19 protein-coding genes are annotated in these 22,189 nt (G+C 54.4%); 6 read left to right on the top strand and 13 right to left on the bottom strand.

The window, feature by feature from the left end; genetic code table 11:
* Positions 1–13: 13 nt before the first annotated feature.
* The 7 genes from CFB02_RS07655 to CFB02_RS07705 all read right to left on the bottom strand — a co-directional run bounded on the left by CFB02_RS07655 (position 14) and on the right by CFB02_RS07705 (position 6,607).
* Entirely contained in the window at positions 14–544 is a 531-nt protein-coding gene (locus tag CFB02_RS07655; RefSeq protein WP_157677797.1) for a hypothetical protein, read from the bottom strand.
* A 1,150-nt stretch (positions 545–1,694) separates the two neighbouring features.
* Positions 1,695–2,324, bottom strand: coding sequence for a LysE family translocator (locus CFB02_RS07670; protein WP_088557542.1), 630 nt, complete (start codon positions 2,322–2,324; stop codon positions 1,695–1,697).
* A 97-nt stretch (positions 2,325–2,421) separates the two neighbouring features.
* Complete coding sequence (locus CFB02_RS18540) at positions 2,422–2,772, bottom strand: Imm8 family immunity protein (protein ID WP_088557543.1); 351 nt, start codon at positions 2,770–2,772, stop codon at positions 2,422–2,424.
* 474 nt (positions 2,773–3,246) lie between these two features.
* Positions 3,247–3,933, bottom strand: a complete 687-nt coding sequence (locus CFB02_RS07685; protein ID WP_157677798.1) for a hypothetical protein — start codon at positions 3,931–3,933, stop codon at positions 3,247–3,249.
* A 73-nt stretch (positions 3,934–4,006) separates the two neighbouring features.
* The gene (locus tag CFB02_RS07690) at positions 4,007–4,648 is read right to left on the bottom strand and encodes an ankyrin repeat domain-containing protein (RefSeq protein WP_157677799.1); all 642 of its coding nucleotides are present in this window, start codon (positions 4,646–4,648) and stop codon (positions 4,007–4,009) included.
* 977 nt (positions 4,649–5,625) lie between these two features.
* Entirely contained in the window at positions 5,626–6,099 is a 474-nt protein-coding gene (locus CFB02_RS07700; RefSeq protein ID WP_088557548.1) for a hypothetical protein, read from the bottom strand.
* A gap of 112 nt (positions 6,100–6,211) precedes the next feature.
* The gene (locus tag CFB02_RS07705) at positions 6,212–6,607 is read right to left on the bottom strand and encodes a hypothetical protein (RefSeq protein ID WP_172835811.1); all 396 of its coding nucleotides are present in this window, start codon (positions 6,605–6,607) and stop codon (positions 6,212–6,214) included.
* A gap of 397 nt (positions 6,608–7,004) precedes the next feature.
* Here CFB02_RS07705 and CFB02_RS07710 point away from each other — a divergent pair, with 397 nt between their 5' ends.
* Complete coding sequence (locus CFB02_RS07710) at positions 7,005–7,991, top strand: integron integrase (protein WP_227519358.1); 987 nt, start codon at positions 7,005–7,007, stop codon at positions 7,989–7,991.
* Positions 7,992–8,116: 125 nt separating this feature from the next.
* Here the strand turns inward: CFB02_RS07710 and CFB02_RS07715 are convergent, their stop codons facing one another.
* The gene (locus tag CFB02_RS07715; protein ID WP_088557551.1) at positions 8,117–8,464 is read right to left on the bottom strand and encodes a 4a-hydroxytetrahydrobiopterin dehydratase; all 348 of its coding nucleotides are present in this window, start codon (positions 8,462–8,464) and stop codon (positions 8,117–8,119) included.
* A 128-nt stretch (positions 8,465–8,592) separates the two neighbouring features.
* Here CFB02_RS07715 and imuA point away from each other — a divergent pair, with 128 nt between their 5' ends.
* Genes imuA through CFB02_RS07730 form a run of 3 tightly spaced genes read left to right on the top strand, consistent with a single transcriptional unit; the run spans position 8,593 to position 13,829 of the window.
* On the top strand, positions 8,593–9,282 hold the full coding sequence (gene imuA, locus CFB02_RS07720) for a translesion DNA synthesis-associated protein ImuA (RefSeq protein ID WP_088557552.1): 690 nt from the start codon (positions 8,593–8,595) through the stop codon (positions 9,280–9,282).
* A 9-nt stretch (positions 9,283–9,291) separates the two neighbouring features.
* Complete coding sequence (locus CFB02_RS07725) at positions 9,292–10,710, top strand: Y-family DNA polymerase (RefSeq protein WP_088557553.1); 1,419 nt, start codon at positions 9,292–9,294, stop codon at positions 10,708–10,710.
* The gene (locus tag CFB02_RS07730) at positions 10,710–13,829 is read left to right on the top strand and encodes an error-prone DNA polymerase (RefSeq protein WP_088557554.1); all 3,120 of its coding nucleotides are present in this window, start codon (positions 10,710–10,712) and stop codon (positions 13,827–13,829) included. The genes CFB02_RS07725 and CFB02_RS07730 overlap by 1 nt, the downstream gene beginning before the upstream one ends.
* Before the next feature lie 51 nt (positions 13,830–13,880).
* Here CFB02_RS07730 and CFB02_RS07735 read toward each other — a convergent pair whose 3' ends face one another.
* The 4 genes from CFB02_RS07735 to dbpA all read right to left on the bottom strand — a co-directional run bounded on the left by CFB02_RS07735 (position 13,881) and on the right by dbpA (position 18,906).
* The gene (locus CFB02_RS07735) at positions 13,881–15,215 is read right to left on the bottom strand and encodes a sodium ion-translocating decarboxylase subunit beta (RefSeq protein ID WP_088557555.1); all 1,335 of its coding nucleotides are present in this window, start codon (positions 15,213–15,215) and stop codon (positions 13,881–13,883) included.
* Positions 15,216–15,228: 13 nt separating this feature from the next.
* Complete coding sequence (gene oadA / locus CFB02_RS07740; RefSeq protein ID WP_088557556.1) at positions 15,229–17,016, bottom strand: sodium-extruding oxaloacetate decarboxylase subunit alpha; 1,788 nt, start codon at positions 17,014–17,016, stop codon at positions 15,229–15,231.
* 41 nt (positions 17,017–17,057) lie between these two features.
* Positions 17,058–17,309 (bottom strand): OadG family protein, encoded by a 252-nt coding sequence (locus CFB02_RS07745; protein ID WP_008172126.1) that lies wholly within the window; start codon positions 17,307–17,309, stop codon positions 17,058–17,060.
* 223 nt (positions 17,310–17,532) lie between these two features.
* Positions 17,533–18,906 carry an ATP-dependent RNA helicase DbpA gene (gene dbpA / locus CFB02_RS07750; protein ID WP_088557557.1) on the bottom strand — a complete coding sequence of 458 codons (1,374 nt, stop codon included), beginning with the start codon at positions 18,904–18,906 and terminating at the stop codon, positions 17,533–17,535.
* A 106-nt stretch (positions 18,907–19,012) separates the two neighbouring features.
* Between dbpA and CFB02_RS07755 the strand changes: the two genes are divergently transcribed.
* Both CFB02_RS07755 and CFB02_RS07760 read left to right on the top strand, forming a co-directional pair.
* Positions 19,013–19,549: a DUF2058 domain-containing protein gene (locus CFB02_RS07755; RefSeq protein WP_088557558.1), complete on the top strand. Its 537-nt coding sequence runs from the start codon at positions 19,013–19,015 to the stop codon at positions 19,547–19,549.
* A gap of 136 nt (positions 19,550–19,685) precedes the next feature.
* Complete coding sequence (locus CFB02_RS07760; RefSeq protein WP_088557559.1) at positions 19,686–20,114, top strand: hypothetical protein; 429 nt, start codon at positions 19,686–19,688, stop codon at positions 20,112–20,114.
* 84 nt (positions 20,115–20,198) lie between these two features.
* Here CFB02_RS07760 and CFB02_RS07765 read toward each other — a convergent pair whose 3' ends face one another.
* Positions 20,199–21,941: a choice-of-anchor F family protein gene (locus tag CFB02_RS07765; RefSeq protein WP_157677800.1), complete on the bottom strand. Its 1,743-nt coding sequence runs from the start codon at positions 21,939–21,941 to the stop codon at positions 20,199–20,201.
* Positions 21,942–22,189: the final 248 nt, after the last annotated feature.

The raw sequence follows: 22,189 nt of genomic DNA on the forward strand, positions 1-22,189 counted from the left end.
GAAGCGGCGCGTCTCACGCGTCCGACTTCCGTGACTGGTTAGGAGCGTCGTACTCATAGAGATTCGATAACTCCTCCACCCCTTCTGCAGTACCACTTAAATAGAAGCTAACACCCGGACAGAATCTCAACATCCAATTCTCAACGTCGGTGCTCAACAGCCCGCCGAAAAAGAGGGCGTCATCGACCAACAGCTTTTCAACTCCCAAAAGATCAGATTTTTTGTAAGTTCGGCTGGATCCGAAGAGTGGTTTGATTTGAATGCATCCATTTATCGACAACTCCCGGGCGACTCTTCGAGAGCGCCAAAGTATTCGTAAGGCTCTAAAGGCAATCCAGAGAAAAAATGCGCACGATGCGATACCGATAATAAAAACCAGGGTGCTTCGAGCTGACTCAAATTGAAAGAAATCGGGACTGAAAATGGCAAAGAGTCCCTTGATAACAGTTATCAACGCCGCGAGAATTCCTAGCGGCAAAAAATAAAACCACAATCCCCTTCGACCAAACCGTGTATCGGTAATCTTTATCATCAGTGCTTCCATGCCGAAGTAAGGTTCCTAACGCCGTACATCAGCCGCGTGCGTCTTCGCACGTCGGCTGGATGGATTTGTTAGGGCTTTCGGTAGTCCCACACGCCAGTGCAACCTCAAGACCCTCGTTGTTGAAGAATTTTAAACCAAGGGGCCCAACATAAATGGAAACTTGTTTCAGGTCGCTAGAGCAATCGCATGCCGAGTAGTTAGGTTGAAATTGGAAGTGCGTGATTTCTTGGCCGGGTGATGTTCTTACTTCGATTTCACCCTCACTCCTATCGATCGAGACGAGTCTCGCTTCTACAGGGCCATTTCGAATACCGAAAATGTAATTCACGCTCAGTAAGCAGAAGAGAATCATGGTTGCCGCCAAAAGTGCCGCGGCCCAAAGCATGAAAAAAGCCTGAACCGTTGGAGTCTCCTGCCAAAAAGCGGACCACTTCGAGCGAGTGTACCTGTATAAAAGAAATAGAAGTGGAAATGAACCAGCCAATACTGCCAGGCCGGACCTCCATTCCTCTGCCGTATACAAGAAGCTCAGACCATATGACGGCGCAATCAGAATCACACAGGTTATGACAAAGCGCCGCCCTGAATTTATCTCGGAGGCTGCATTTTGATCAGGTTGACTTGCCATCTCGGATTAATCTCGCCCTAACGCCGAAGCACAGCGGCGCCACGACAGTGGCGTCCGGCGGCCTTCGGCCGCGTACTGCTGCGACTTGTTAAAAATTGGTCCAACTCCGAGGGTAGCGCAAACGCCAGACCACCGACGTCACATCAGCTAACCTCAAGCGACCAAGTAAAACCAGAGAGAAAAAGACTCCCTGAACGCAAATAATCATCGACACTACCAAAAGCAAAACCATTGTGACCGCAAAGAGCCCAGTCGGATCGCCAGTTTGTGCGAAACCAGCGACATCGATACCGAGCGAGGCGGCTAAGAGGGGAACCAAAGTGAAGTACCAAAGTCCGATACCGATCACCACGCCCAGCCCCGTAGCCACATTTGAACAGACTCTGTAGTAGGGCTTTAGCCTTGCAGCGTCATGAAAGAATTTACGTATGCGGCCCATGTTTACCTGATTTTTAACGCTCTGGCTTTGCGGCGCACCGGAGCGCCAGCGTAGGTGCGTCCGACAACAGCCAATTGTTAGCTTTAGACGACCGGACGCTTGGCCAGCAAGGCCCAAGCGCCTGCTGCGGAAAGTAGAGCACCACCCGCAAAATGAAATCTACGCTGCGCCTTGGGCGACACAAGCAGCCGACGAGCGGAGGATGCGAAAATCGTGTAAAGCGTGGCATTGATGGTCGCCAGAGCAACAAAGGTGACCGCAAGCAACCACATTTGAAACACTCCGTTTTCACCTGGTGTAATGAATTGCGGTAAAAAGGCCATGAAAAAAACAATACCCTTCGGATTCAGCGCAGTTACTAAATATGTGTTGGCGAACAACTTCAAACGTGATGAATCAGACGCAGGCTCAACCAATTCGGTGGGCGATAGGCCTGCCCGAAACAACTTGATGCCAAGGTAAAGCAGGTACAAGCCGCCCGCCACTTTCACCACGGTAAACCAAAAAGCAGACACTGCAAGCAACGCACCCAAACCCACGAGAGAAGCGAACAATGCTGTAGAGTCACCAAGCGCTACGGCAGCCACCAGAGGAGTATTCGCACGACGACCGTGAGCAGCTGAATAGCTGATGACGGCCAAAATTGTCGGGCCAGGAATCACTAATAGAACCGCCGATGCAACGACAAACGCAAACCAGGATTCAATTGCCATGCGACGTTCTCCTCAAAGCTAACGCCGGCCATAAGCGGCGCCCTGACAAGGGCGTCCGGTGGAGGGCCATCGGCCCGGAACAGACTTAATGGCATTGTTAACTGGCATGAGGCACGTAACCCTCGAACTCCCACCCAAGGGTTCGGGATAATTTACTGGAAACCTCGCCCCAGTCCGAACCCGTACATTGGGTAACCAGCTTATTAACTGCTTCCTCTATACCTGCCCAAGAAAACTCTGGAAGAAGTAAGTAGCCTCTCAGCCACGCCGGAGCGGGCAAAGATTTGACGGCAGCTGGTGTAACCACCTCGAAAGAGAAAACCTCAGCCCCTTCACTTTCAGAGGGTCCGACTTCCACCTCTATCAAGACACAACAATTTTCGGGATTGTCCGGAAGTGAACCGTAGTCCAAATCCGGGCTCATGATACTTTTGACCCGAGCGTACATTGCTGATCCTTTGCTAGTTAACGCCAAGCTAAGCGGCGCCCTGACAAGGGCGTCCGGTGGAGGCCAAAGGCCGGAACAAACTTAAGCGCCTTGTTAAATTCAGCCTGACTCATTGCCATAGAGCCTGGCCCCGTAAACGATGTGCAAATAGAAAAGAAGCGGAACAAAAATGAGCAACGCTAAACCAACGATCCCCTGATGCTCTAGGGATTGCCTATATGTCGGTTTGATAGCTCCAAGGGAAACCGCGTAAAACACTAGTCTCGATACTGCAATGAAGGGCCAAGCCACAAGCAGAAATAGTATCCACAACACTGAAGCCACAACAAAAGCTTGGGCAAGCGACTCCAGAGTGCTGATGAGTCCCGAACTAGTGTCTTGCATAAGATCCCTAAAATTTAACGCTTGCAGCATGCGCGGCTACGAAATGAAGCCGAAGGCGCAATGTAGTAGGCGTCGCCGTGCCTGCATTTGTTAGAGTTGATCTTTATTGTATGTAAGACCTTTAACCACATATCCAAGCTCAGATCTCTTAACTCGCAACTCAACTTCTATTCCTCGATCAGGAAGAAAATTATACTCTCGCTCAGATATACAGTAAAAAAACAAATGACGGCTAAATGCCTCAAATTCTAGTCGATGAGTACAACTCCATCCCCGCCGACTAATCCCCGATTGTTTTTTTACTTCACTGGTCAAAGTTGCATCTTCGCCAAAAATCTCCGTAAACAACTTGGGAACCAAAAACGCCGAATTCATCCACATCAACCAAAAAAAGAACACGGGCCCTCCCAGAAATAAAAGGACTTCTTTAAAACCTCTTGGGTAAAGGCTAGATTCACGAAACGGACAAAAAATTCCCTTTATATAAAAGCACAAAAAAATCAAGTACAAAAATATGACTAAAAATAACGCTATATATATGGATATCTCAAAAGTCACAGGATCGACCACAAAATCATGTGAAAACAACGCAAAAAATAATCCAATACTTGATACTGCTGTAATCCATCCTAAAACTTTATGATCTAATGAATAGCTCTCTCTCGCTATAGTCATCACCGATCCTTCTTGAACTCTAACGCCAGCGGCAGGGGCGCGACGTAAGGAGCGTCCCTTGACCGCATTTGTTATGAGTGCGCCGTAATTAAAATTGGGCACGGAAATCGCAATCGACTTCCAAACAGACCATACAACTAATAGCCATTAATCGAATCAGATGACCCGTAAAATACTAAAAGGCTCTCGTACAGTCTTGCGCGGTAACATTTTCCAGACTGGTAGTTTGTCCACGATCCATCAGATACTGCATAAAGGACTCACCATTTGGACCGATCTCCAAACAAGGATTGGCTCCATGCTCCAGAAGGACCTCTACACATTTAAGACCACATTTCCCCCGCTCATAGGCCAGAAATAGCGCTGACAGGCCATTTTCAGGCCTAAAATTAACATCCGCGTTTGAATTACTGATAACGAATTTGAGAGTGCCTTCACTTATGGAGCGGAGCATACCTGTGAAAGCGGTAAATTGGTTAACGTACATCAATCTATTCAAGTCAGGATTCTGCGCCAGCACTGGTTTAAGAAATTGCAGATCATTTTTGAGTGAGACGTAAGTGGCAAAATACATGTTGTCTTTCAGTTTATGGTCAACATTTCCGCCAGCTTGAATAAGATCTTCCAAGATTGCAGCCCTCCCGAAACCAACCGAAAGGCGCATCAAATTTCGAGGCTCACCAAGTTTATAATTGGGATCCAGGCCTTGGCTCAACAATTCCTGCACTCTTGGCCTATTACCTTCCTTAATTGCGGCGAAAGCTTCTTTACTCAGTTGCTCTTGAATATTTTTCGCATAGGTTGTCGTCGGGGACACAAATGTCCCAAATAAAATAAGAATTGTTGCCGCGAATCCCAGAGACCTATCCGATAGCACAGTATCAAACTCCTGACTCTATATTTACTCATAACGAAATATGTTCACGTGCCGGAGCGAAGCGCAGGTCGCGTGCAACGTGTTGTTAAACGGAACGTCCAGAAAGACTGTCATATTGCTCTTAGTCACAGGCCACTCCATACCCTGAAGACACCCCTGGGAAGCTCTCAGGCCAATCGTCAGCGCGGGCAACCAAGACGAGAAGGCACTCAACAAAGGCGACCACGATCGAGGATTGATCGGCTTTCCCTCAAGAACCAGAGCAGACGCATCAAGCCGCGACTTATGCGTCTGCTCTGGTTCTTGAGGGTAGCAAGGAGAGCGCTCAACGGCGATCCGCATTATTTGTTTTCTTGCACTCGATTCCAGATTGAAAATAATGCTGTTTATCTATACAGTTATTTACTCTAACCTACGGTGATTCGGCAAGAAAACTTTGCACCTCACCCACCGCTTTAACGCCAGTAATAAACGGCGCCCTGACAAGGGCGTCCGGTGGAGGCCGAAGGCCGGAACGAATTTGATTGCCTTGTTATAAGCCGCCCGGCCAAACGCATGAAATTTTCGGCTCCTTCAAATGCCAACAAACCAGATCATCTCTTCCCACTGCATAGCTGACGGTGGCACCCGAGGCTCCAACAACCGGGATACTGAAAAGTAATTTACCCGCACAGTAGGCATCTATCACGTTGCGAGGGCTACTGAATTGGAGAAACTTCGCCTCTCCAATCTCTCTCGCCAACTCCCAAATTGATGAGTCTTCAGGTAGATCAATTTGAAGATTCAAAGGCCCCAACTGATCGTCCTGGGAGCAACAGGCTTCACGGGTAACTTCGATTCTCATGTTTGCCTTATAACGCCAGTGGTAATGGGCGGCAACGGAGCGCAGCGCAGTTGGCGTCCCGTTGACCACATTGTTAACCTCTGATCACAAAATGTTTGAGTTTCAAAAAGCCCAATCGGCTTAAAACCGCCAAAGCTAAACAGACCGGAATCACGAGAGTTTGACCAGGTATGGCGGGAACGAAATCAATAAGATGCGAGCCGAAACTCCAAGCCAAGAATACGCCAGCCCAAAAAATGCAAACCTTAGAAATCACTGCACCAGTTACGTTGAAGAATTTCCCAACCAGGTTTTGTTCGTGGCGAGGGATCTCCTGCGTTTTCAATATCGCCACGACCAGAAAACTAAGCAGCACGCTCATGAGTAAGATTAGAAAAAAGCCATCGGCGGAATAACGCCAATCGAGTGCCTTCATTAGAAATGGGGGAAGTTCGGATTCCGCCGTAACGGCACCGGTAGATGTCGTTATGACAAGCACTAGCATCAAAATCGGTGTGAAAACAAAACAAACCATCCCTGATTTCAAAGTGTTCCAAGTGAATCTCAATTTTTGCTCCTCAAATGGTTAACGCCGAAGCACAGCGGCGACCTTGGAGTGGCGACGAAGGAGCCACGTAAAGGGCGTCCGGCGGCCACAGGCCGCGAACTGCTGCGCCTTGTTAAAGGTTATTGAGGACAGCTCTCGACCTATGAGCCTGTAAAAATTGAAATACACCGAACCCAACCAATAAAGCGACCGGCAAGTTCGAGCTGTCCATATCTGTGTGTAAAAAGCTGGCAACCGCCATGCAAAATGCTGCGCCTAGAATGTACTCGTGAGGCCCATAGCTGTAGTTGAACCTCAATGACTTTCCAAAAAGCTTTGAGCCAAAATCGACGGGAATCTTCCACTCTTCGGCTTGGTTGATAGCGAACCGGTTTACTTTGGCACGCAAAAATGACCAATAGACGATTTCCTCACCCGGTAATGCAATAACTCGAAAAGCCCTGCCTGTTCCTGCTGTGACTTGATCTATACGCAGGCCAGTGACCTCCGAGAGATCGCCAATTCTCATTGTTCCGTCCAAGAATTGCTTCCGTGCCATAGTTCCTGTCTACCTTTAACAGCTAATTATACGAACGCGTTCGTATATCACCCGTTCGTAAAACTCCATTCAAACGCGCTCAAGAAAAAACAAACTTCTCTATTAAAAACAATTACTTGAGCATCATTCACCACGGCTACCGCCAGAGTTATACGCCCTCTCCCGAGCCACTCCTGCTCCCGCCATAGGCGTATAACTCCGCCATTACTTTTCTAAGTTATCAACCCTATCAGATAGTTACCGTCATTTCTCATGTGATTTTTGGAATTTTGCGAACGCGTTCGTATAACTCCGCCAACATCACTCTCTTGACTTCAACCCAAACCGATGTACTGTATATAAAAACAGCATTCAAGGATGAATGGATATGGATATCCCCACCCCGTTACCTGCACAACCAACCCGTTTTTTGGACAAGGTTCGGAGTTTCATACGTTTGCGGGGCATGGCGTATAAAACAGAGAAAACCTATCTGTTCTGGATTAAACGCTTCATCCGTTTCCATGGCCTCCAGCACCCTGAAACCATGGGCTCTATGGAAGTCGAATCGTTTCTGTCTCATCTGGTTTTGCAGGCGAATGCGAGCGCCTCTACCCAGAGAGTCGCTTTGAACGCATTGGTGTTTTTATACCGGGAATTCCTTGGCAAACCTTTGGACGACCTGAAGTTCGAACAGTCCAGAAAGCCGGTAAAGCTCCCAACGGTATTCAGTAAGGAAGAAGCCAGCTCTGTAATTCGCAACCTGAGCGGAGATTACAAGCTTGTTGCCATGCTCCTCTATGGTTCTGGTCTGCGTATCAACGAAGCCCTGCGCCTAAGAGTCAAAGATGTTGATTTTGATATGCAACAGTTGATTGTTCGAGGCGGCAAAGGCTCTAAAGATCGAATTACACTGCTACCGGATCGCCTCGTCGAACCGTTAAAGCAACAGATCGATTCCGCGCTGTATTTACATCAGGCGGATCTCTTGAAGGGGTTCGGCTCGGTTTATCTTCCAGCAGGCTTGGAACGCAAATATCCAAGCGCCAGCCAAGAGCCCGCCTGGCAGTATATCTTTCCAGCGCAGGAACTATCGCGAGATCCTCGCTCCGGCATTCACCGGCGCCATCACTTGCTCGACAGGACGGTCCAGAAGCATTTTCGCCGCGCTATTCAGGCAGCAGGTATCCGCAAACTCGCGGGCAGTCATACCTTTCGTCACAGTTTTGCCACACGTTTGCTTGAGGCCGGCTATGATCTCCGAACTATCCAGAAGCTTCTCGGCCACTCGGATTTGCGCACCACAGAGATCTACACCCATGTCGTTCGCAAGGGCGGTTTTGGCGTTCGCAGCCCGGTTGACGAAGGCTTCTAACTCTCCCAGTTACTGGCTGGAATTCGCTTAACGTGAATGTGGCTGATAAGCCGGATGGTGGGGCGGATCAGGAACTGGAAGCCAGTAAGGAGCGCGGCGGAAACCGGGTTCCGCCGCGATTGGGATTATTGCATGTCGTTGAAAGCAGCGTCGGTTCTCGCTGCCAGGATAAAGTCGTTCTTGTGCAGGCCGCCGATTTCGTGGCTCCACCAGCTTACTGCAACTTTGCCGTATTCCAGAACAACCACCGGATGGTGGTCTTCTTCTTCGGCAAGTTCGCCAATCTTGTTGGTGAGTTCCAGGGCCTTCACAAAGTTTTTAAGTTTGTAGACCTTATGAAGCTGTTCTTCCCCGTCAATTTCCAGAATTTCCCAGTCTGGAACCTCTTTATGCAGCTGCTGCTTTTCTTCCTCGGTCGCCTTGGGTGCGTTCGGGCTGCAGGCTTCACAGCTGTGTGCTTTCAGGTCACTCATTTCAACCTCCATGGTTGATGGCTGTACTACAAGCGTGGGTCGTGCCCTTCGCTTTATCAACCCTTCCCTTGAAATCTGGCCGCTTTCAGAATACTGTATATTTAAACAGTATTTCGAGAGTTTTCATCATGAGCGAGCTTCTGAACACGCTGATGCAGGATGCCCGTGTCTGGCAGGGGCACCGCCACACCCAGACCACACAGCCGGCGGAGCCAACCGGGTATCAGGTTCTGGATAACCAGCTTGGAGGCCTGGGCTGGCCCCGGGGTGCCCTGAGCGAATGCCTGCTGGATGCGCCGGGCATTGGTGAGCTGCATTTGCTGCTGCCCCTAATGCAACGGGTGTGCGGAGAAGGTAAAAGCGTGTTCTGGCTGAACCCGCCGCATACGCCCTATGCCCCTGCCCTGGCCCGGGAAGGCGTCAATCTGGATCAAGTAGTACTGATCCATACCGAAGATGAGGGCGACTTTCTGTGGACACTGGAGAACTGTCTGCGTTCACCAGTAACAGGCCTGGTGATGGCCTGGCCGGGCAAGCTGGCTTCCCGTGAAGTCCGCCGCATGCAGCTGGCCGCCGAAGCCGGGAGCAATGTGTGTGTGCTGTTCCGGGAACGACGTTACGCCGGGCAGAATTCTCCGGCTGCCCTGCGGCTGGAGCTGGAACCGGGGGAGCAGCAGGATCTCAAGGTGAATGTGCTCAAGCGCCGGGGTAGCTGGCCCGGGCAGCGCTGTTCATTGGCCATGGCCCAGAGGGCCGATCTCTCCTTCCGTGAAACCACCCGGGTTGTCCGGGGCCCCTGGTCGGGTTCAACCGGGTAATAACGCTCCATGCTCTGGCTGTATCTGCATTTCCCGCACCTGGTGCTGGACCATATTCGGCGCACCCGTGAAGATGAGGGCGCCCTGGTGGTGGTTGAAGGCTCTGGCCAGAAGGTGATCCAGGCCTGCCCCGACGCCAGGAGCCAGGGTATTCGTAGCGGCATGCGCCTGAAAACCGCCATCAGCCTGGCGCCGGATCTGGGCATGGTGCGGGCCGATGAAACCCAGGAGGCCAGGATTCTGGAAGATCAGGCCCGCTGGCTGTACCGCTATGCTGCCCATATCGTGCTGGTGCCGCCCGATGGCCTGCTGGCCGAAATTGGCAGCCTTCAAAAACTGTATGGCGGGCTGCCCGCCGTTTGGCAAACCGTGGAACAGGGGCTGAATGAGCGCCAGCTGAATGCCTGGATCGGTATTGGCTATACCCCTCTGGCGGCCCGGCTGATTGCCCGCGCCGGCAAGGGGGAATGCACGGCAGACAAGGGCCACATTCTTCGAAGCCTGAGCCAGATGCCCCTGTTGGCAGCGGAATTCAACGAGAAAGCCTGTACCCGGCTACAGCGCCTGGGGCTGAACACGCTGGGAGAGGTGTTTGATTTACCGCCCGGCGAACTGGCACGGCGTCTGTCTCCAGAACTTCTGGCTTATATACAGAAAATCCAGGGCACCCGGCCAGATCCCCGCACGCCCTGGCAGCCGCCCCACTCGTTCCGGCAACAGGCGGATTTTGTGCAGGAAATAGAACACACCCAGGGGCTGCTGTTTCCGCTCCAGCGCATGCTTGCCGAACTGGAAGAGGATCTGTGCTGGCGCCAGCAGGATACCGACAGCCTGCGGCTGGTTCTGAAGCACAGGCATGCGGAACCAACCCGGCTGCAGATTCGCACATCCGGGCCGGAGCACCGTGCCGATCATTTCCTGAACCTGGTTCGTCTGCGGCTGGAGCAGCATACCCTGAGCGCCCCGGTTATCTCCATGGTTTTGCTGGTGAAGCGTTTCCTGTCACGGGAAGCACCCTCCGGGCAGGATCTGCTGGGTGAAACCCAGGATCTGAATGAAGCCTGGCATACCCTGATCAGCCGGCTGCAGGCGCGTCTGGGCGATCAGGCTCTCAGGCAACTCTCGCCCCAGGCGGATCATCGTCCCGAACGGGCCTGGTCGGCCTCGGAAGTTCTGCGTAAAACCGGAACGCCGCTAGTACCGGCAGCAGAACTGCCCAGGCGGCCGCTCTGGTTGTTGAAAGGCCCACAACCGCTGACCGAGGCGCCCGTTACCTGGTTTTCCGGGCCTGAGCGCATCAGCGGTGGCTGGTGGGATGGCCAGCGCGTGCACCGGGATTATTACATTGCCCAGTTGAGCAGCGGCCAGTTGGCCTGGGTCTTCCGGGATGCCCGGGAAGGCTGGTTTGTGCATGGGTGGTTTGGCTGATGTCCGGGCAGCAGTATGCGGAGCTGTTCTGCTTCAGCAATTTCACCTTCCTCACCGGGGCCTCTCATCCCCACGAACTGGCTAAGCGAGCGCATGATCTGGGCTACACCGCCCTGGCCATCACCGATGCCTGCTCCGTTGCCGGCATTCCCCGGGCCTGGGCGGCGCTGGCAGAAAGCCCGGTAAAACTCATTACCGGCAGCTGGTTTGAGTTGTCGGATGCCCCCGCCGGCGCCACTCAGCCCCGCTTTATCCTTCTGGCCCGCACGCGCAAAGGCTATGGCCAGCTTTGCCAGTTGATCACTACCGGTCGTCGCCGGGCTGAAAAAGGCCATTACCAGCTGTTTTACCGGGACATCGAAACCCACATCCTGGATGACTGCCTGTGCCTGTGGCTGCCCCCATCGCCTACCGAAGCGGATTCCGATCAGGCGCTGGCCTGCGGCGAGTGGCTGGCCCGCCTGTTTGATCCCCGGATCTGGATTGCCGCGGCCCGCACCCTGGAATCCGGCGAGGAGCAGCGGCTGGCGCGGATACACTGGCTGACCGATCATTTGCGCATTCCCGTGGCTGCCGTGGGCGAAGTGCACATGCACAGCCGCGAGCGCCAGCCGCTGCAGGATGTACTGACAGCACTGCGCAATCACACCAATCTGGAGAATGCCGGCCACTGCCTGTTCCAGAATGGCGAGCGATACCTGCGCCCCCTGCCCGTCCTGCAACGGCTGTTTCCGGAAGCCTGGCTGCATGAAACCCTGGCCATTGCCAGCCAGTGCACCTTCGAGCCCGGCAGCCTGCGCTATGAATACCCGCCAGACCTGGTGCCGGAGGGCGAAACTCCGGCCGGCTACCTGAAACGGCTGACCCGCGAAGGCGAGCGCCGGCGTTACCCGGATGGCACACCGCTGCAGGTTCAGAGCCTGATCCGCAAGGAGCTGGGCCTGATCTCGGAGATGAACTACGAGCATTACTTCCTCACCATCCACGATATCGTGGACTTTGCCCGCAGCCGGGGGATTCTCTGCCAGGGCCGGGGTTCAGCCGCCAACTCTGCGGTTTGCTATTGCCTGGGCATCACCGAGGTAAACCCGGCCCGGGTGGAACTGCTGTTCGAGCGTTTTATTTCCAAGGATCGGAACGAGCCGCCCGATATCGATGTGGATTTCGAGCACGAGCGGCGTGAAGAGGTTATCCAGTATATCTACCGGCGCTATACCCGTGAGCGGGCCGCCCTGGCGGCTACCGTGATCCGTTACCGGCCCAAGAGCGCCATTCGTGATGTTGGCAAGGCCCTGGGATTTGATCCGGCTCTGGTGGAGCAACTGCTGGAGGGCATCGACTGGCGGGACAAGGCCACCAACTGGCGCCAGCAGATTCTGGACAAGAAAATCACCCGCAACCCACAGGTGGCGGACCAGTTCTTCACCCTGGTCAATACCCTGCTGGGCTTCCCCCGGCACCTGTCCCAGCACGTGGGCGGTTTCGTGATCAGCGCCGGGCCACTGGCCGAACTGGTGCCGGTGGAGAACGCTGCCATGGCCGACCGCACCGTAATCCAGTGGGACAAGGACGACCTTGAGAGCCTGGGGCTGATGAAGGTGGATGTGCTGGCCCTTGGCATGCTCTCCGCCATTCGAAAAGCGCTGGAACTGATCAGCGAGGAAAAAGGCCAGACGTTCCGGATACAGGACATTCCCCAGGAAGACCGTGACACCTACGCCATGCTTCAGACCGGCGACAGCATCGGCGTATTCCAGGTGGAATCCCGGGCCCAGATCAACATGCTGCCCCGCCTGAAACCGGAAACCTATTACGACCTGGTGATTGAGGTGGCTATCGTTCGGCCGGGCCCCATCCAGGGTGACATGGTGCACCCGTACCTGCGCCGCAAGCACGGCCTGGAGCCGGTGGACTATCCGAACGATGCCGTGCGCAAGGTGCTGGAGCGCACGCTTGGCGTGCCCATCTTCCAGGAGCAGGTGATCAAACTGGCCATGGTGGCGGCCGGCTTCTCCGCCGGCGAAGCCGACCAGTTGCGCCGGGCCATGGCGGCCTGGAAATCCCACGGCGACCTGACCCCGTTCCGGGAAAAGCTGGTCACCGGTATGCTCGAGCGTGGTCACGATGCCGACTTCGCCGAACGGCTGTACCAGCAGATCTGCGGCTTTGGCGGCTATGGCTTCCCCGAATCCCACGCCGCCAGCTTTGCTCTGCTGGTGTATGTCTCCGCCTGGATCAAGCGTCATTACCCTGCAGCCTTCTACTGCGCCCTGCTGAACAGCCAGCCCATGGGGTTCTATTCTCCCTCACAACTGGTGCAGGACGCCCGCCGGCACGATGTCACGGTGCTGCCGCCGGATGTAAACGCCAGCCAGTGGGACCACACCCTGCAAGGCGAAGACCGCCACCTGCGCCTGGGCCTGAGAATCATCCAGGGCCTGTCCGTTAACGGCGCCGAGCGTATCCACCAGAACCGGCCAGCAGAGGGCTACCGCTCTGCCAGCGAACTTCGCCGCCTGGCCACCCTGAACCAGCGGGATATGGAACTGCTGGCCGGCGCCAACGCCATGCCGGCATTCACCGCCAACCGCCACCAGGCGTACTGGCAGCTGCTCGACCACGAACAGCCCACGGAACTGTTCGTTGAAGAGACCGCTGTCGACTATCAGGCGGAGTATTGCCAACAATTGCCGGAACCCTCGGAAGGCCAGAACGTGCTGGCCGACTACGCCAGCCAGGGCCTCACCCTGCAGCGCCACCCGCTGGCGCTACTCCGGGAACAGGGCCACCTGAAGTTCTGCCTCAGTGCCGAACAACTGAAAAGTACCAAAGCCGGTATTCCGGTTCAGGTCGCCGGTCTTGTCACGGGCCGCCAGCGACCCGGTTCCGCCTCCGGCGTCACCTTCGTCACCCTGGAAGACGAAACCGGTAACGTGAACGTGGTGGTGTGGCTGGAAACGGCACGGCGACAGCGCAAGCCGTTACTCACTGCCCGATTGCTGCATGTGAAGGGAGTGCTGGAGCGACAGGGGGACATTGTGCATGTGATGGCAGGTCGGCTTTCGGACCTCAGCCACCTGATTCAGTCGTTACCCGTGAATTCCAGGAATTTTCATTAGACACAAAAAACCCCGCGCAGAGGCGGGGTTTTTTGTACTGCGGTGAACAAATCAGCCAAGAAGCTTGATCATTACACCCGCAGCAACCGCAGAGCCGATAACGCCGGCCACGTTCGGACCCATGGCGTGCATCAACAGGAAGTTCTGCGGGTTGGCTTCCAGGCCCACCTTGTTGGAGACCCGCGCGGCCATCGGCACCGCAGATACACCGGCAGAACCGATCAGCGGGTTGATCTGCTCTTTGCTCAGCTTGTTCATCAGCTTCGCCATCAGAACACCCGAGGCAGTACCCACACCGAAGGCCACGATACCCAGGCCAAGGATACCCAGGGTCTGGGCGTCCAGGAACTTGTCTGCCATCAGCTTGGAACCAACGGACAGGCCAAGGAAAATGGTCACGATGTTAATCAGCGCGTTCTGGGCCGTGTCGCTCAAACGCTCTACCACGCCACATTCACGCATCAGGTTACCGAAGGTGAACATACCCAGCAGCGGCGCTGCATCCGGCAGGAACAGAACGACCGCAATCAGAACCACCAGCGGGAAAATGATCTTTTCCTGCTTGCTGACAGGACGCAGCTGCGTCATCTTGATCTTGCGCTCTTCAGCGGAGGTCAGTGCTTTCATGATCGGCGGCTGGATCATCGGCACCAGTGCCATGTAAGCGTAGGCAGAGACCGCAATAGCACCCAGCAGATGCGGGGCCAGAACACTGGAAACATAGATGGAGGTTGGTCCATCTGCACCACCAATGATACCGATAGCGGCGGCTTCCAGAATGTTGAACTCCAGAACACCGGTCCAGTCCAGCAGCGCAGCACCAATTACGGTACCGAAGATACCGAACTGGGCAGCAGCACCCAGAAGCAGAGTTTTGGGGTTAGCCAGCAACGGACCGAAATCGGTCATGGCGCCCACACCCATGAAGATCAACAGCGGACCAACCGTACTGCCAATGATCACGGAGTAGAAGTTATAGAGCATGCCATTGCCGTAACCGAAATCCTGGGCCAGGGAGTTGGCCATCGCCATTTCGGAGTAGCTGGCCTCTTTTACGGCCACCTTGAAGGCGTCTTTCAACTCTGGCGTCACCGCCTGCCCGACCTGGTAGGCCACATCCAGAGGTGCGGCCAGAGCAGCCAGAATCTGAGTTGACTCTTCCTTCAGAGCAAAATGGATGGCATTTTCCGCCGCAGTCAGGGCAAGGCCTGCCTCCGGAATATTCGCCAGGATGCCGCCGAACCCGATGGGTACCAGAAGCAACGGCTCGAATTTCTTGTTGATCGCAAGATAGAGAAGACCGAGGCCGATGGCGATCATGATCACCTGGCCGATCTCGATGTTGAACAAGCCGCTGCCTGTCCAGAGTGTCATTAATTTTTCCATGGAATGCTGGCCCTTATGCGATTGTCAGCATTTCGTCATCAGGGGAGACGGCATCACCGACCTTGATGAAGACTTCGCCGATTGTGCCGGCTTTTGGCGCGCGAACCTCGGTTTCCATTTTCATGGCCTCGAGGATAATCATCACATCGCCCTCTTCCACGGTGTCACCCGGAGAAACCAGAACCTTGAAGATGTTGCCGCCCAGCGGTGCAACCACAGGCTCGCCTTCACCCGCTGCGGGTGCCGGAGCCGAGGAAGCAGCCGGTGCGGAAGCAGCACCGCCCTCGCCCTGGATCTGGCTGATCTCGCCACCTTCGGAAACGGCAACCACAAACTTCTTGCCATTCACTTCAACGGTGTAGGTCTCAGGGCCTTCAGACTTCGCGGCCGGAGCAGCGCTTTCAGCAGTCGGAACCGGCTCGAACGCATCCGGATTCTCACGGTTTTCCAGGAACTTCAGGCCGATCTGCGGGAACAGCGCGTAGGTGAGAACGTCATCTTCAACGTTGTCAGCCAGCTTGATGCCCTTCTCGTCGGCCAGCTTCTTGAGTTCGTCAGTCAGCTTGTCCATTTCCGGTTCAAGCAGATCCGCCGGACGACAGGTCACAGGCTCTTTGCCATCCAGAACACGCTCCTGCAGTTCCTTGTTCATCGGCGCCGGTGCAGCACCGTACTCGCCTTTCAGAATCGCAGAGGTTTCTTTGGAGATAGACTTGTAGCGCTCGCCGGTCAGAACGTTCAGTACCGCCTGGGTACCGACGATCTGGGAAGTCGGGGTTACCAGCGGGATGAAGCCCAGGTCTTCGCGAACCTTGGGAATCTCGTCCAGAACCTGGTCGAACTTGTCGCTGGCGTTCTGCTCACGCAGCTGGTTTTCCATGTTGGTGAGCATGCCACCCGGTACCTGGGCGATCAGGATGCGGGAATCGGTGCCACGCAGGCTGCCTTCGAATTTCGCGTACTTCTTGCGCACCTGGCGGAAGTAGCTGGCGATTTCTTCCAGCAGGTTGAGGTCCAGGCCGGTGTCACGGTCAGTGCCCTCCAGGATCGCAACCACGGCCTCTGTGGGCGAGTGACCGTAGGTCATGCTCATGGAGGAGATGGCCGTATCCACGTTATCGATACCGGCTTCCGCAGCCTTGATGGCGGTAGCGGTCGACATGCCAGTGGTGGCGTGACACTGCATGTGGATCGGAATATCCAGTTCTTTCTTCAGACGGCTGACCAGATCATAGGCCACGTACGGCTTGAGGATACCGGCCATGTCCTTGATCGCAATGGAGTCCGCACCCATATCGGCAACTTCTTTCGCAAGCTCTACCCACATCTCGATGGTGTGCACCGGGCTGGTGGTGTAGGCAATGGTGCCCTGGGCATGCTTGCCGGTCTTGCGAACGGCCTTAATGGCACGATCCAGGTTACGGGGATCGTTCATCGCATCGAAAATACGGAATACGTCAACGCCATTTTCAGCGGCACGTTCACAGAAACGGTCCACCACATCATCCGCATAATGACGATAGCCCAGCAGGTTCTGACCGCGTAGCAGCATCTGCTGCTGGGTGTTGGGCATGGCTTTTTTCAGCTCGCGGATGCGCTCCCAGGGATCTTCGCCCAGGTAGCGAATGCAGGAATCAAAGGTAGCGCCGCCCCAGGATTCCAGGGACCAGAAACCGACCTTGTCGAGTTTCTCGGCAATTGGCAGCATGTCATCCAGCCGCATACGGGTGGCAAGCAGGGACTGGTGGGCGTCACGCAGGATAACGTCCGTAATCCCCAGCGGTTTCTTTGTGTCAGTCATCGTGTCAGCCTTCTGTTTAAAGGTTCTAGTCTTTTACCGGTTCACTTCTTGTGGCGGGACCGGAATTGTGCAATCGCCTTCTTGATGGCCTCGGCGGTGTCAGGGTCAACCGACGCGGGCGCCTTCGGCTTGGCACGTGGCGTTTTGGCCGGGGTTGCCGGCTCTGGCGGCGCAAACCGTCCTATGAGCTTGGACATGAGGAGTGTCGCGAACACCAGAATAATGAGGAACACGAATACAAACCCCATTCCGGCAATCATCAGATCGACGGCTTGTGACATCAGGTCATTCATATCGAACAGCTACCTGTATTGATTTATATTTCTCCCGATCTGTGTCCGGACTGACCAGTTAGACTAAGGTCTAACATGCTTCCGCGACAATTCGGGGGGCAAAATCCTGCGTAATTTACCGTTTTCAAGGTGCTTGGGCAACCTGAATGCAAAAATCTATACGGGGTTTCCGAGCGTCGCGGCTCGAAAAGACACGCATTTATACAAACGAAGCAATTCTCATTCAGGCATATCGAACGCGTATTTTCCGACCCTTGACCTTGCCACTTTCGAGCCTGGCCAATGCCTTAGCTGCAAGCGACTTCTCTACCGCGACAAAACACTGATGATCAAACAGATCAATCTTACCGACAGCCTTGCCAGGCAGGCCTGCTTCGCCCGTCAGGGCACCCAGGACATCGCCAGGACGAACCTTGTCTTTGCGACCACCGGCAATGCACAGGGTCTTCATGGCGGGCACGACCGGTTTCAGCGGCGTCGCCAGGAGTTTCTCTGTGTCTCCCCATGTCACGCTGCGGCCTCTTTCGGACTCAATGCGGGTAATCTTGTGCCCCTGGGCTGGCGTGCAAAAGGTAACGGCATGCCCCTGCTCCCCTGCCCGGCCGGTGCGCCCGATCCGATGGGTATGAACTTCGGGATCCCGCGCGGGCTCAGCATTGATGACCAAAGGTAGGGACTTGATATCAAGGCCACGGGCAGCCACGTCGGTGGCAACCAGGATGGAGCAGCTCTGATTGCCAAAGCGCACGAGCACGCTGTCTCGATCCCGTTGCTCCAGATCGCCATGCAAAGGCAGCGCAGAGAAACCCCGCTCACCGAGTTCCGCCGCCATGTCGTCACACTGCTGCTTGGTGGTACAGAAAACGATACAGGACTCGGGCTGTCGCTGGGAAAGCAGCGCCACGATGGCATCCGATTTGGACTGTGGCGACACTTCGTAGAACAGCTCTTCAATGTCCGGGTTGTCACCGGTGTCCTCGGCCCGAACGTCTACCGGGCTTTTCTGGTACTGCTTGCTCAATTCACGGATGGGCGCCGGCCAGGTCGCCGAAAACATCATGGTCTGGCGTGATGGCGGAGTCTGGGACAGGATGTCTTCCATCGCTTCCTGAAAGCCCATATCCAGCATTCGGTCCGCCTCATCAAGCACCACGGTTTTAAGCCGCGCCAGCGAGAGGGTCTGCTTGCGCAGGTGGTCCTGAATCCTGCCCGGGGTACCCACAACAATATGGGCGCCATGGCTCAGGGACCCGATCTGGGGACCGATGGCAACACCCCCACACAGAGTCAGCACCTTGATATTGTCCCGGGCCCGCGCCAGCTCACGGATAGCTTTAGCGACCTGGTCTGCCAGCTCACGGGTCGGGCACAGCACGAGCGCCTGAACCGCAAACAGTCGGGGATTGAGCCGCTCAACCAGGCTGATGCCGAACGCCGCCGTTTTTCCGCTACCGGTTTTGGCCATGGCAATGATGTCTTTTCCCGCAAGCCCCGGGGCAATGGCCTTCGCCTGAATCTCTGTGGGTTGGGCAAACCCGAGCTGGTCGAGGTTCGAGCACATGGCGGTAGACAGGCCAAAGTCGTTAAAAGAAGACATAGAAGAAAATCCCGGATTCAGCGGAAGCTGGTTATGAAGGCAATAATGAGGGCGTATACTAGGCCGGAATGATACCAGAATCTGCAACGAAAGAACGGAGTTACTGATGGCATCCCTGCAGGATCAATTGCTGAAGGCCGGCCTTGCCGACGAGAAAAAAGCCAAGGCCATTCGCAGCGAAAAACGGAAGAAAAGAAAGCAGCAACCCAAGGGTGCTGTGGAAGTTAACGAGGCCGAGATCCGTGCACGCGAGGCCCGTGAGGAAAAAGCAGAGCGGGATCGCCAACTCAACCTGGAGCGCCAGCGCGCTGCCGAAAAGAAATCCATCCAAGCCCAGATCCGGCAACTGGTAGAAACCAACCGACTGGACCGGAGCCGCGGCGAAACCTCCTATCAGTTTGTTCATGACAAGAAGATCAAGAAGCTCTTCGTGGACGACACTATGGTCGATCAGCTATCCCGAGGCCGCCTGGCAATTGTTTTCGTGAACGATAACTACGAGATTGTGGCGGAAGGTGTTGCCCGAAAAATCATGGAGCGGGATGAGAACGCTGTGGTGGTGCTGCATGACCGCAAGCAAGATGACATAGGAGAGGATGATCCTTACGCAGGCTACGAAATCCCTGATGATCTGATGTGGTGAACCATCGTTCGCCCAAGAGTCACCTCCTTTAAGAGCGACCTGGTGCTCGGAGAAAAGATACGTACTTCTCATAACCCCAAAGTTCCTCACTTGGCCTATACTTTAGTTATATCCATAGAACGAAAGGGGATTAATTATGAGACTGAAAAATTCATTGAGCTTGATTGCTGGTGCCACGTTGCTGGTGTCTTTGGCCAGTATGCCGGTTGCCGCCCAGTCAGACGATCAGGTTTTCGGACGGGAACTGATGACCCAGCAAGAGCTGCAGCAGCACCGGGAAACCATGGGCAACCTGAATACCGACTCCGAGCGGGCGCAATATCGCCAGCTGCACCATGAGCGGATGATGGAACGAGCCAGAGAGCGTGGCGTGGAACTCAGGAACGGCATGGGACAGGGTTCCGGGCAAGGAATGGGCAAAGGCCAGGGCATGGGTCAGAAAAACGGCCAAGGCATGGGCATGCAGAATGGCCAAGGGATGGGCCAGAAAAATGGACAGGGCGCCGGAGGTGGCGGTAACGGCAAGAATCAGCAGTATAAGATGAAAGGCTCGAACAGCCAGTAGTCGGAAGTTTCTGTTCCGGACCACATAAAAACGGGGCTGATTTTCAGCCCCGTTTTTTATTTGCGCCTTTTACCAACAGGCTATTCAGGGATTGCTTAGACGCTTACGCATCCACAAGCCGCCCAACGCCATCAGAACCAGGCCTGGCAGAACTGGATCGAACGGAGCACCCGGCTTGCCTGCTGTACAACCAAAGATGGTACCGCCGCCACTACTGGGAGCTACAGTAGGCTCCTCCGGTTCGGGTTCAACCGGAGTATCCGGAATCATCGGCTCATCAACTGCACCATTCAGACCAGAAACCCTGAACGTGAAGCTACAAGTGGTACTCACACCATCACCAGTACAGGTTGGCCAATTGGCAGCCGCGCCCACCGAAATCGTGGGGTTGATATTGACGTTAGCAAGATCTTCAATCGGACCTTGAACGTAACCGGCAACGCGTTCATATGCAGCTTCATCAGCGAGAATCGTTGCGTTTACAGTTTCAAGGGTTTCGAATGAGCCGTCCGCCAACTCATACAACCCATCCTCACCCTCATCAGACCTCCATGTGGCATAGAGGGAATCGTCTGAAGTATTGAGGACTTTCGGAGGGTTATTAGCCCATTCGGCGAAGGCATCAACGGTTACCGCCTCGCCATCGATCAGAACCTTGAACGTGCCGTCATACAGGTCATCCGCAGCCCTCTCCACAAGCGAGAGCGCATCATCAACAGTTCCTGCTGCATCACCCTCGCCCAGGGTTTCCACGATCGGCAGAACATCACTCACATCAATTACAGTCGGATTTCCTCCTTCATTGAGCACCGTAGCAAAAGGCACAACGTTTGGATCGTAATCCTGAGCGTTGATGTCGATCTCGGGGGTGGCAGGATCACCATCAAGATCTCGGCTTTCTACCACTACGTTTTCGAAAACCTTCTCATATGTCTGCCAGTTCGGCGCGTCCACCGTACCAGCATTCCAAGCCAGGAGAATCGAATCATTAGCCGGGTTGCCGTCATCATCAATAAACCAGCCGTTGGGCGTTTCGCTCAACGTCCGCCAATCATCAAACAAAGAACTGTACTGCGTGGCAATGGTGCCATTGGTTTCGAGCACATCCCCATCATCAGCCGTAGCAAGCGACTCAATAAATGGGGCAACCTCGGTGCTGAAGAAAGGTAATCCCTCAACTTTACTACCACCGAAAAGGCCGCCGGGGTATTTACCAACCGGCCCGATGCTAAGCTTGTCATTACCATCGAAACCAAAGCCCAGCCCATCACCAACAGATGACCGCATAAACTCGCTTCCAACCCCAAAACCGAGCTCGAAACGAATCGCATTCAAATCACCGCCAACTGAATTGGAGGCGTCGGTGAGATTGGAAAACTTGCCAATCACACGATAGAGACTTATCGAATCATCGGCTGACACATCGACAACGATGTCGATGGGACCATTGGTTTCGGTTGTTTTCAGCTTGAAACGCTTTCCGGAATCAGGCGGAGCTGTACAGTTGTCGCCGGGGTCACGATCCGGCTGGGCCATCAGGCACCCTGCAAAATCGTATATTTCCTGAGCGGTGAACGGCTCGTTATAGACCTTGATCCCCAACCCTACATTGCCAAAATCGTTAACCGGATCAAGCCACCCAAAGCTGGCAGTTCCCTCTGTATCGGTATACACCAGGGTTTTTCCTTCAACCGGTGGAACCGCAAGGTTCTCTTCGTTCACTCCGTCCATCGTTGCCGCAACAGCCACATACGGCAGGCCAATCATGGAACAAAGCACAGCGCTGGCGAGTCGATTTCTCGCAAAATATCTTTTTGTAATTGTCATAACCTTTCCCTTTGCTTATCTCAGAGAGTCCAGAACCAAAGCTGTTTTGGTTTACTGCTCACTTACAAGACTAAATCACGAATAACGATAAGCAAATTTCTTTTGGGTCTATATGGCAAGGCAATCTAGAATGAAACATTCTAAATGCTTTTACTTGGTGCACAGACCCTGAAATCGCAATAAGTCAGCTCTCAGCTCACAAAACCAACATCCATTAGAGTTATCTCAAGAACTCAGCCAGTTAAGAC

This window comes from Marinobacter sp. es.042 (assembly GCF_900188315.1).
Taxonomy (GTDB): Bacteria; Pseudomonadota; Gammaproteobacteria; order Pseudomonadales; family Oleiphilaceae; genus Marinobacter.

Bases quoted from the DNA above. Each gene is read 5' to 3' on its own strand.
- CFB02_RS07760 (WP_088557559.1), top strand. From the start codon at position 19,686: ATGAGACTGAAAAATTCATTGAGCTTGATTGCTGGTGCCACGTTGCTG.
- CFB02_RS07705 (WP_172835811.1), bottom strand. From the start codon at position 6,607: ATGAGAATTGGCGATCTCTCGGAGGTCACTGGCCTGCGTATAGATCAA.
- CFB02_RS07655 (WP_157677797.1), bottom strand. From the start codon at position 544: ATGGAAGCACTGATGATAAAGATTACCGATACACGGTTTGGTCGAAGG.
- oadA (WP_088557556.1), bottom strand. From the start codon at position 17,016: ATGACTGACACAAAGAAACCGCTGGGGATTACGGACGTTATCCTGCGT.
- CFB02_RS07670 (WP_088557542.1), bottom strand. From the start codon at position 2,324: ATGGCAATTGAATCCTGGTTTGCGTTTGTCGTTGCATCGGCGGTTCTA.
- CFB02_RS07710 (WP_227519358.1), top strand. From the start codon at position 7,005: ATGGATATCCCCACCCCGTTACCTGCACAACCAACCCGTTTTTTGGAC.
- imuA (WP_088557552.1), top strand. From the start codon at position 8,593: ATGAGCGAGCTTCTGAACACGCTGATGCAGGATGCCCGTGTCTGGCAG.
- CFB02_RS07755 (WP_088557558.1), top strand. From the start codon at position 19,013: ATGGCATCCCTGCAGGATCAATTGCTGAAGGCCGGCCTTGCCGACGAG.
- CFB02_RS07765 (WP_157677800.1), bottom strand. From the start codon at position 21,941: ATGACAATTACAAAAAGATATTTTGCGAGAAATCGACTCGCCAGCGCT.
- dbpA (WP_088557557.1), bottom strand. From the start codon at position 18,906: ATGTCTTCTTTTAACGACTTTGGCCTGTCTACCGCCATGTGCTCGAAC.
- CFB02_RS07725 (WP_088557553.1), top strand. From the start codon at position 9,292: ATGCTCTGGCTGTATCTGCATTTCCCGCACCTGGTGCTGGACCATATT.
- CFB02_RS07715 (WP_088557551.1), bottom strand. From the start codon at position 8,464: ATGAGTGACCTGAAAGCACACAGCTGTGAAGCCTGCAGCCCGAACGCA.
- CFB02_RS07730 (WP_088557554.1), top strand. From the start codon at position 10,710: ATGTCCGGGCAGCAGTATGCGGAGCTGTTCTGCTTCAGCAATTTCACC.
- CFB02_RS07745 (WP_008172126.1), bottom strand. From the start codon at position 17,309: ATGAATGACCTGATGTCACAAGCCGTCGATCTGATGATTGCCGGAATG.
- CFB02_RS18540 (WP_088557543.1), bottom strand. From the start codon at position 2,772: ATGTACGCTCGGGTCAAAAGTATCATGAGCCCGGATTTGGACTACGGT.
- CFB02_RS07735 (WP_088557555.1), bottom strand. From the start codon at position 15,215: ATGGAAAAATTAATGACACTCTGGACAGGCAGCGGCTTGTTCAACATC.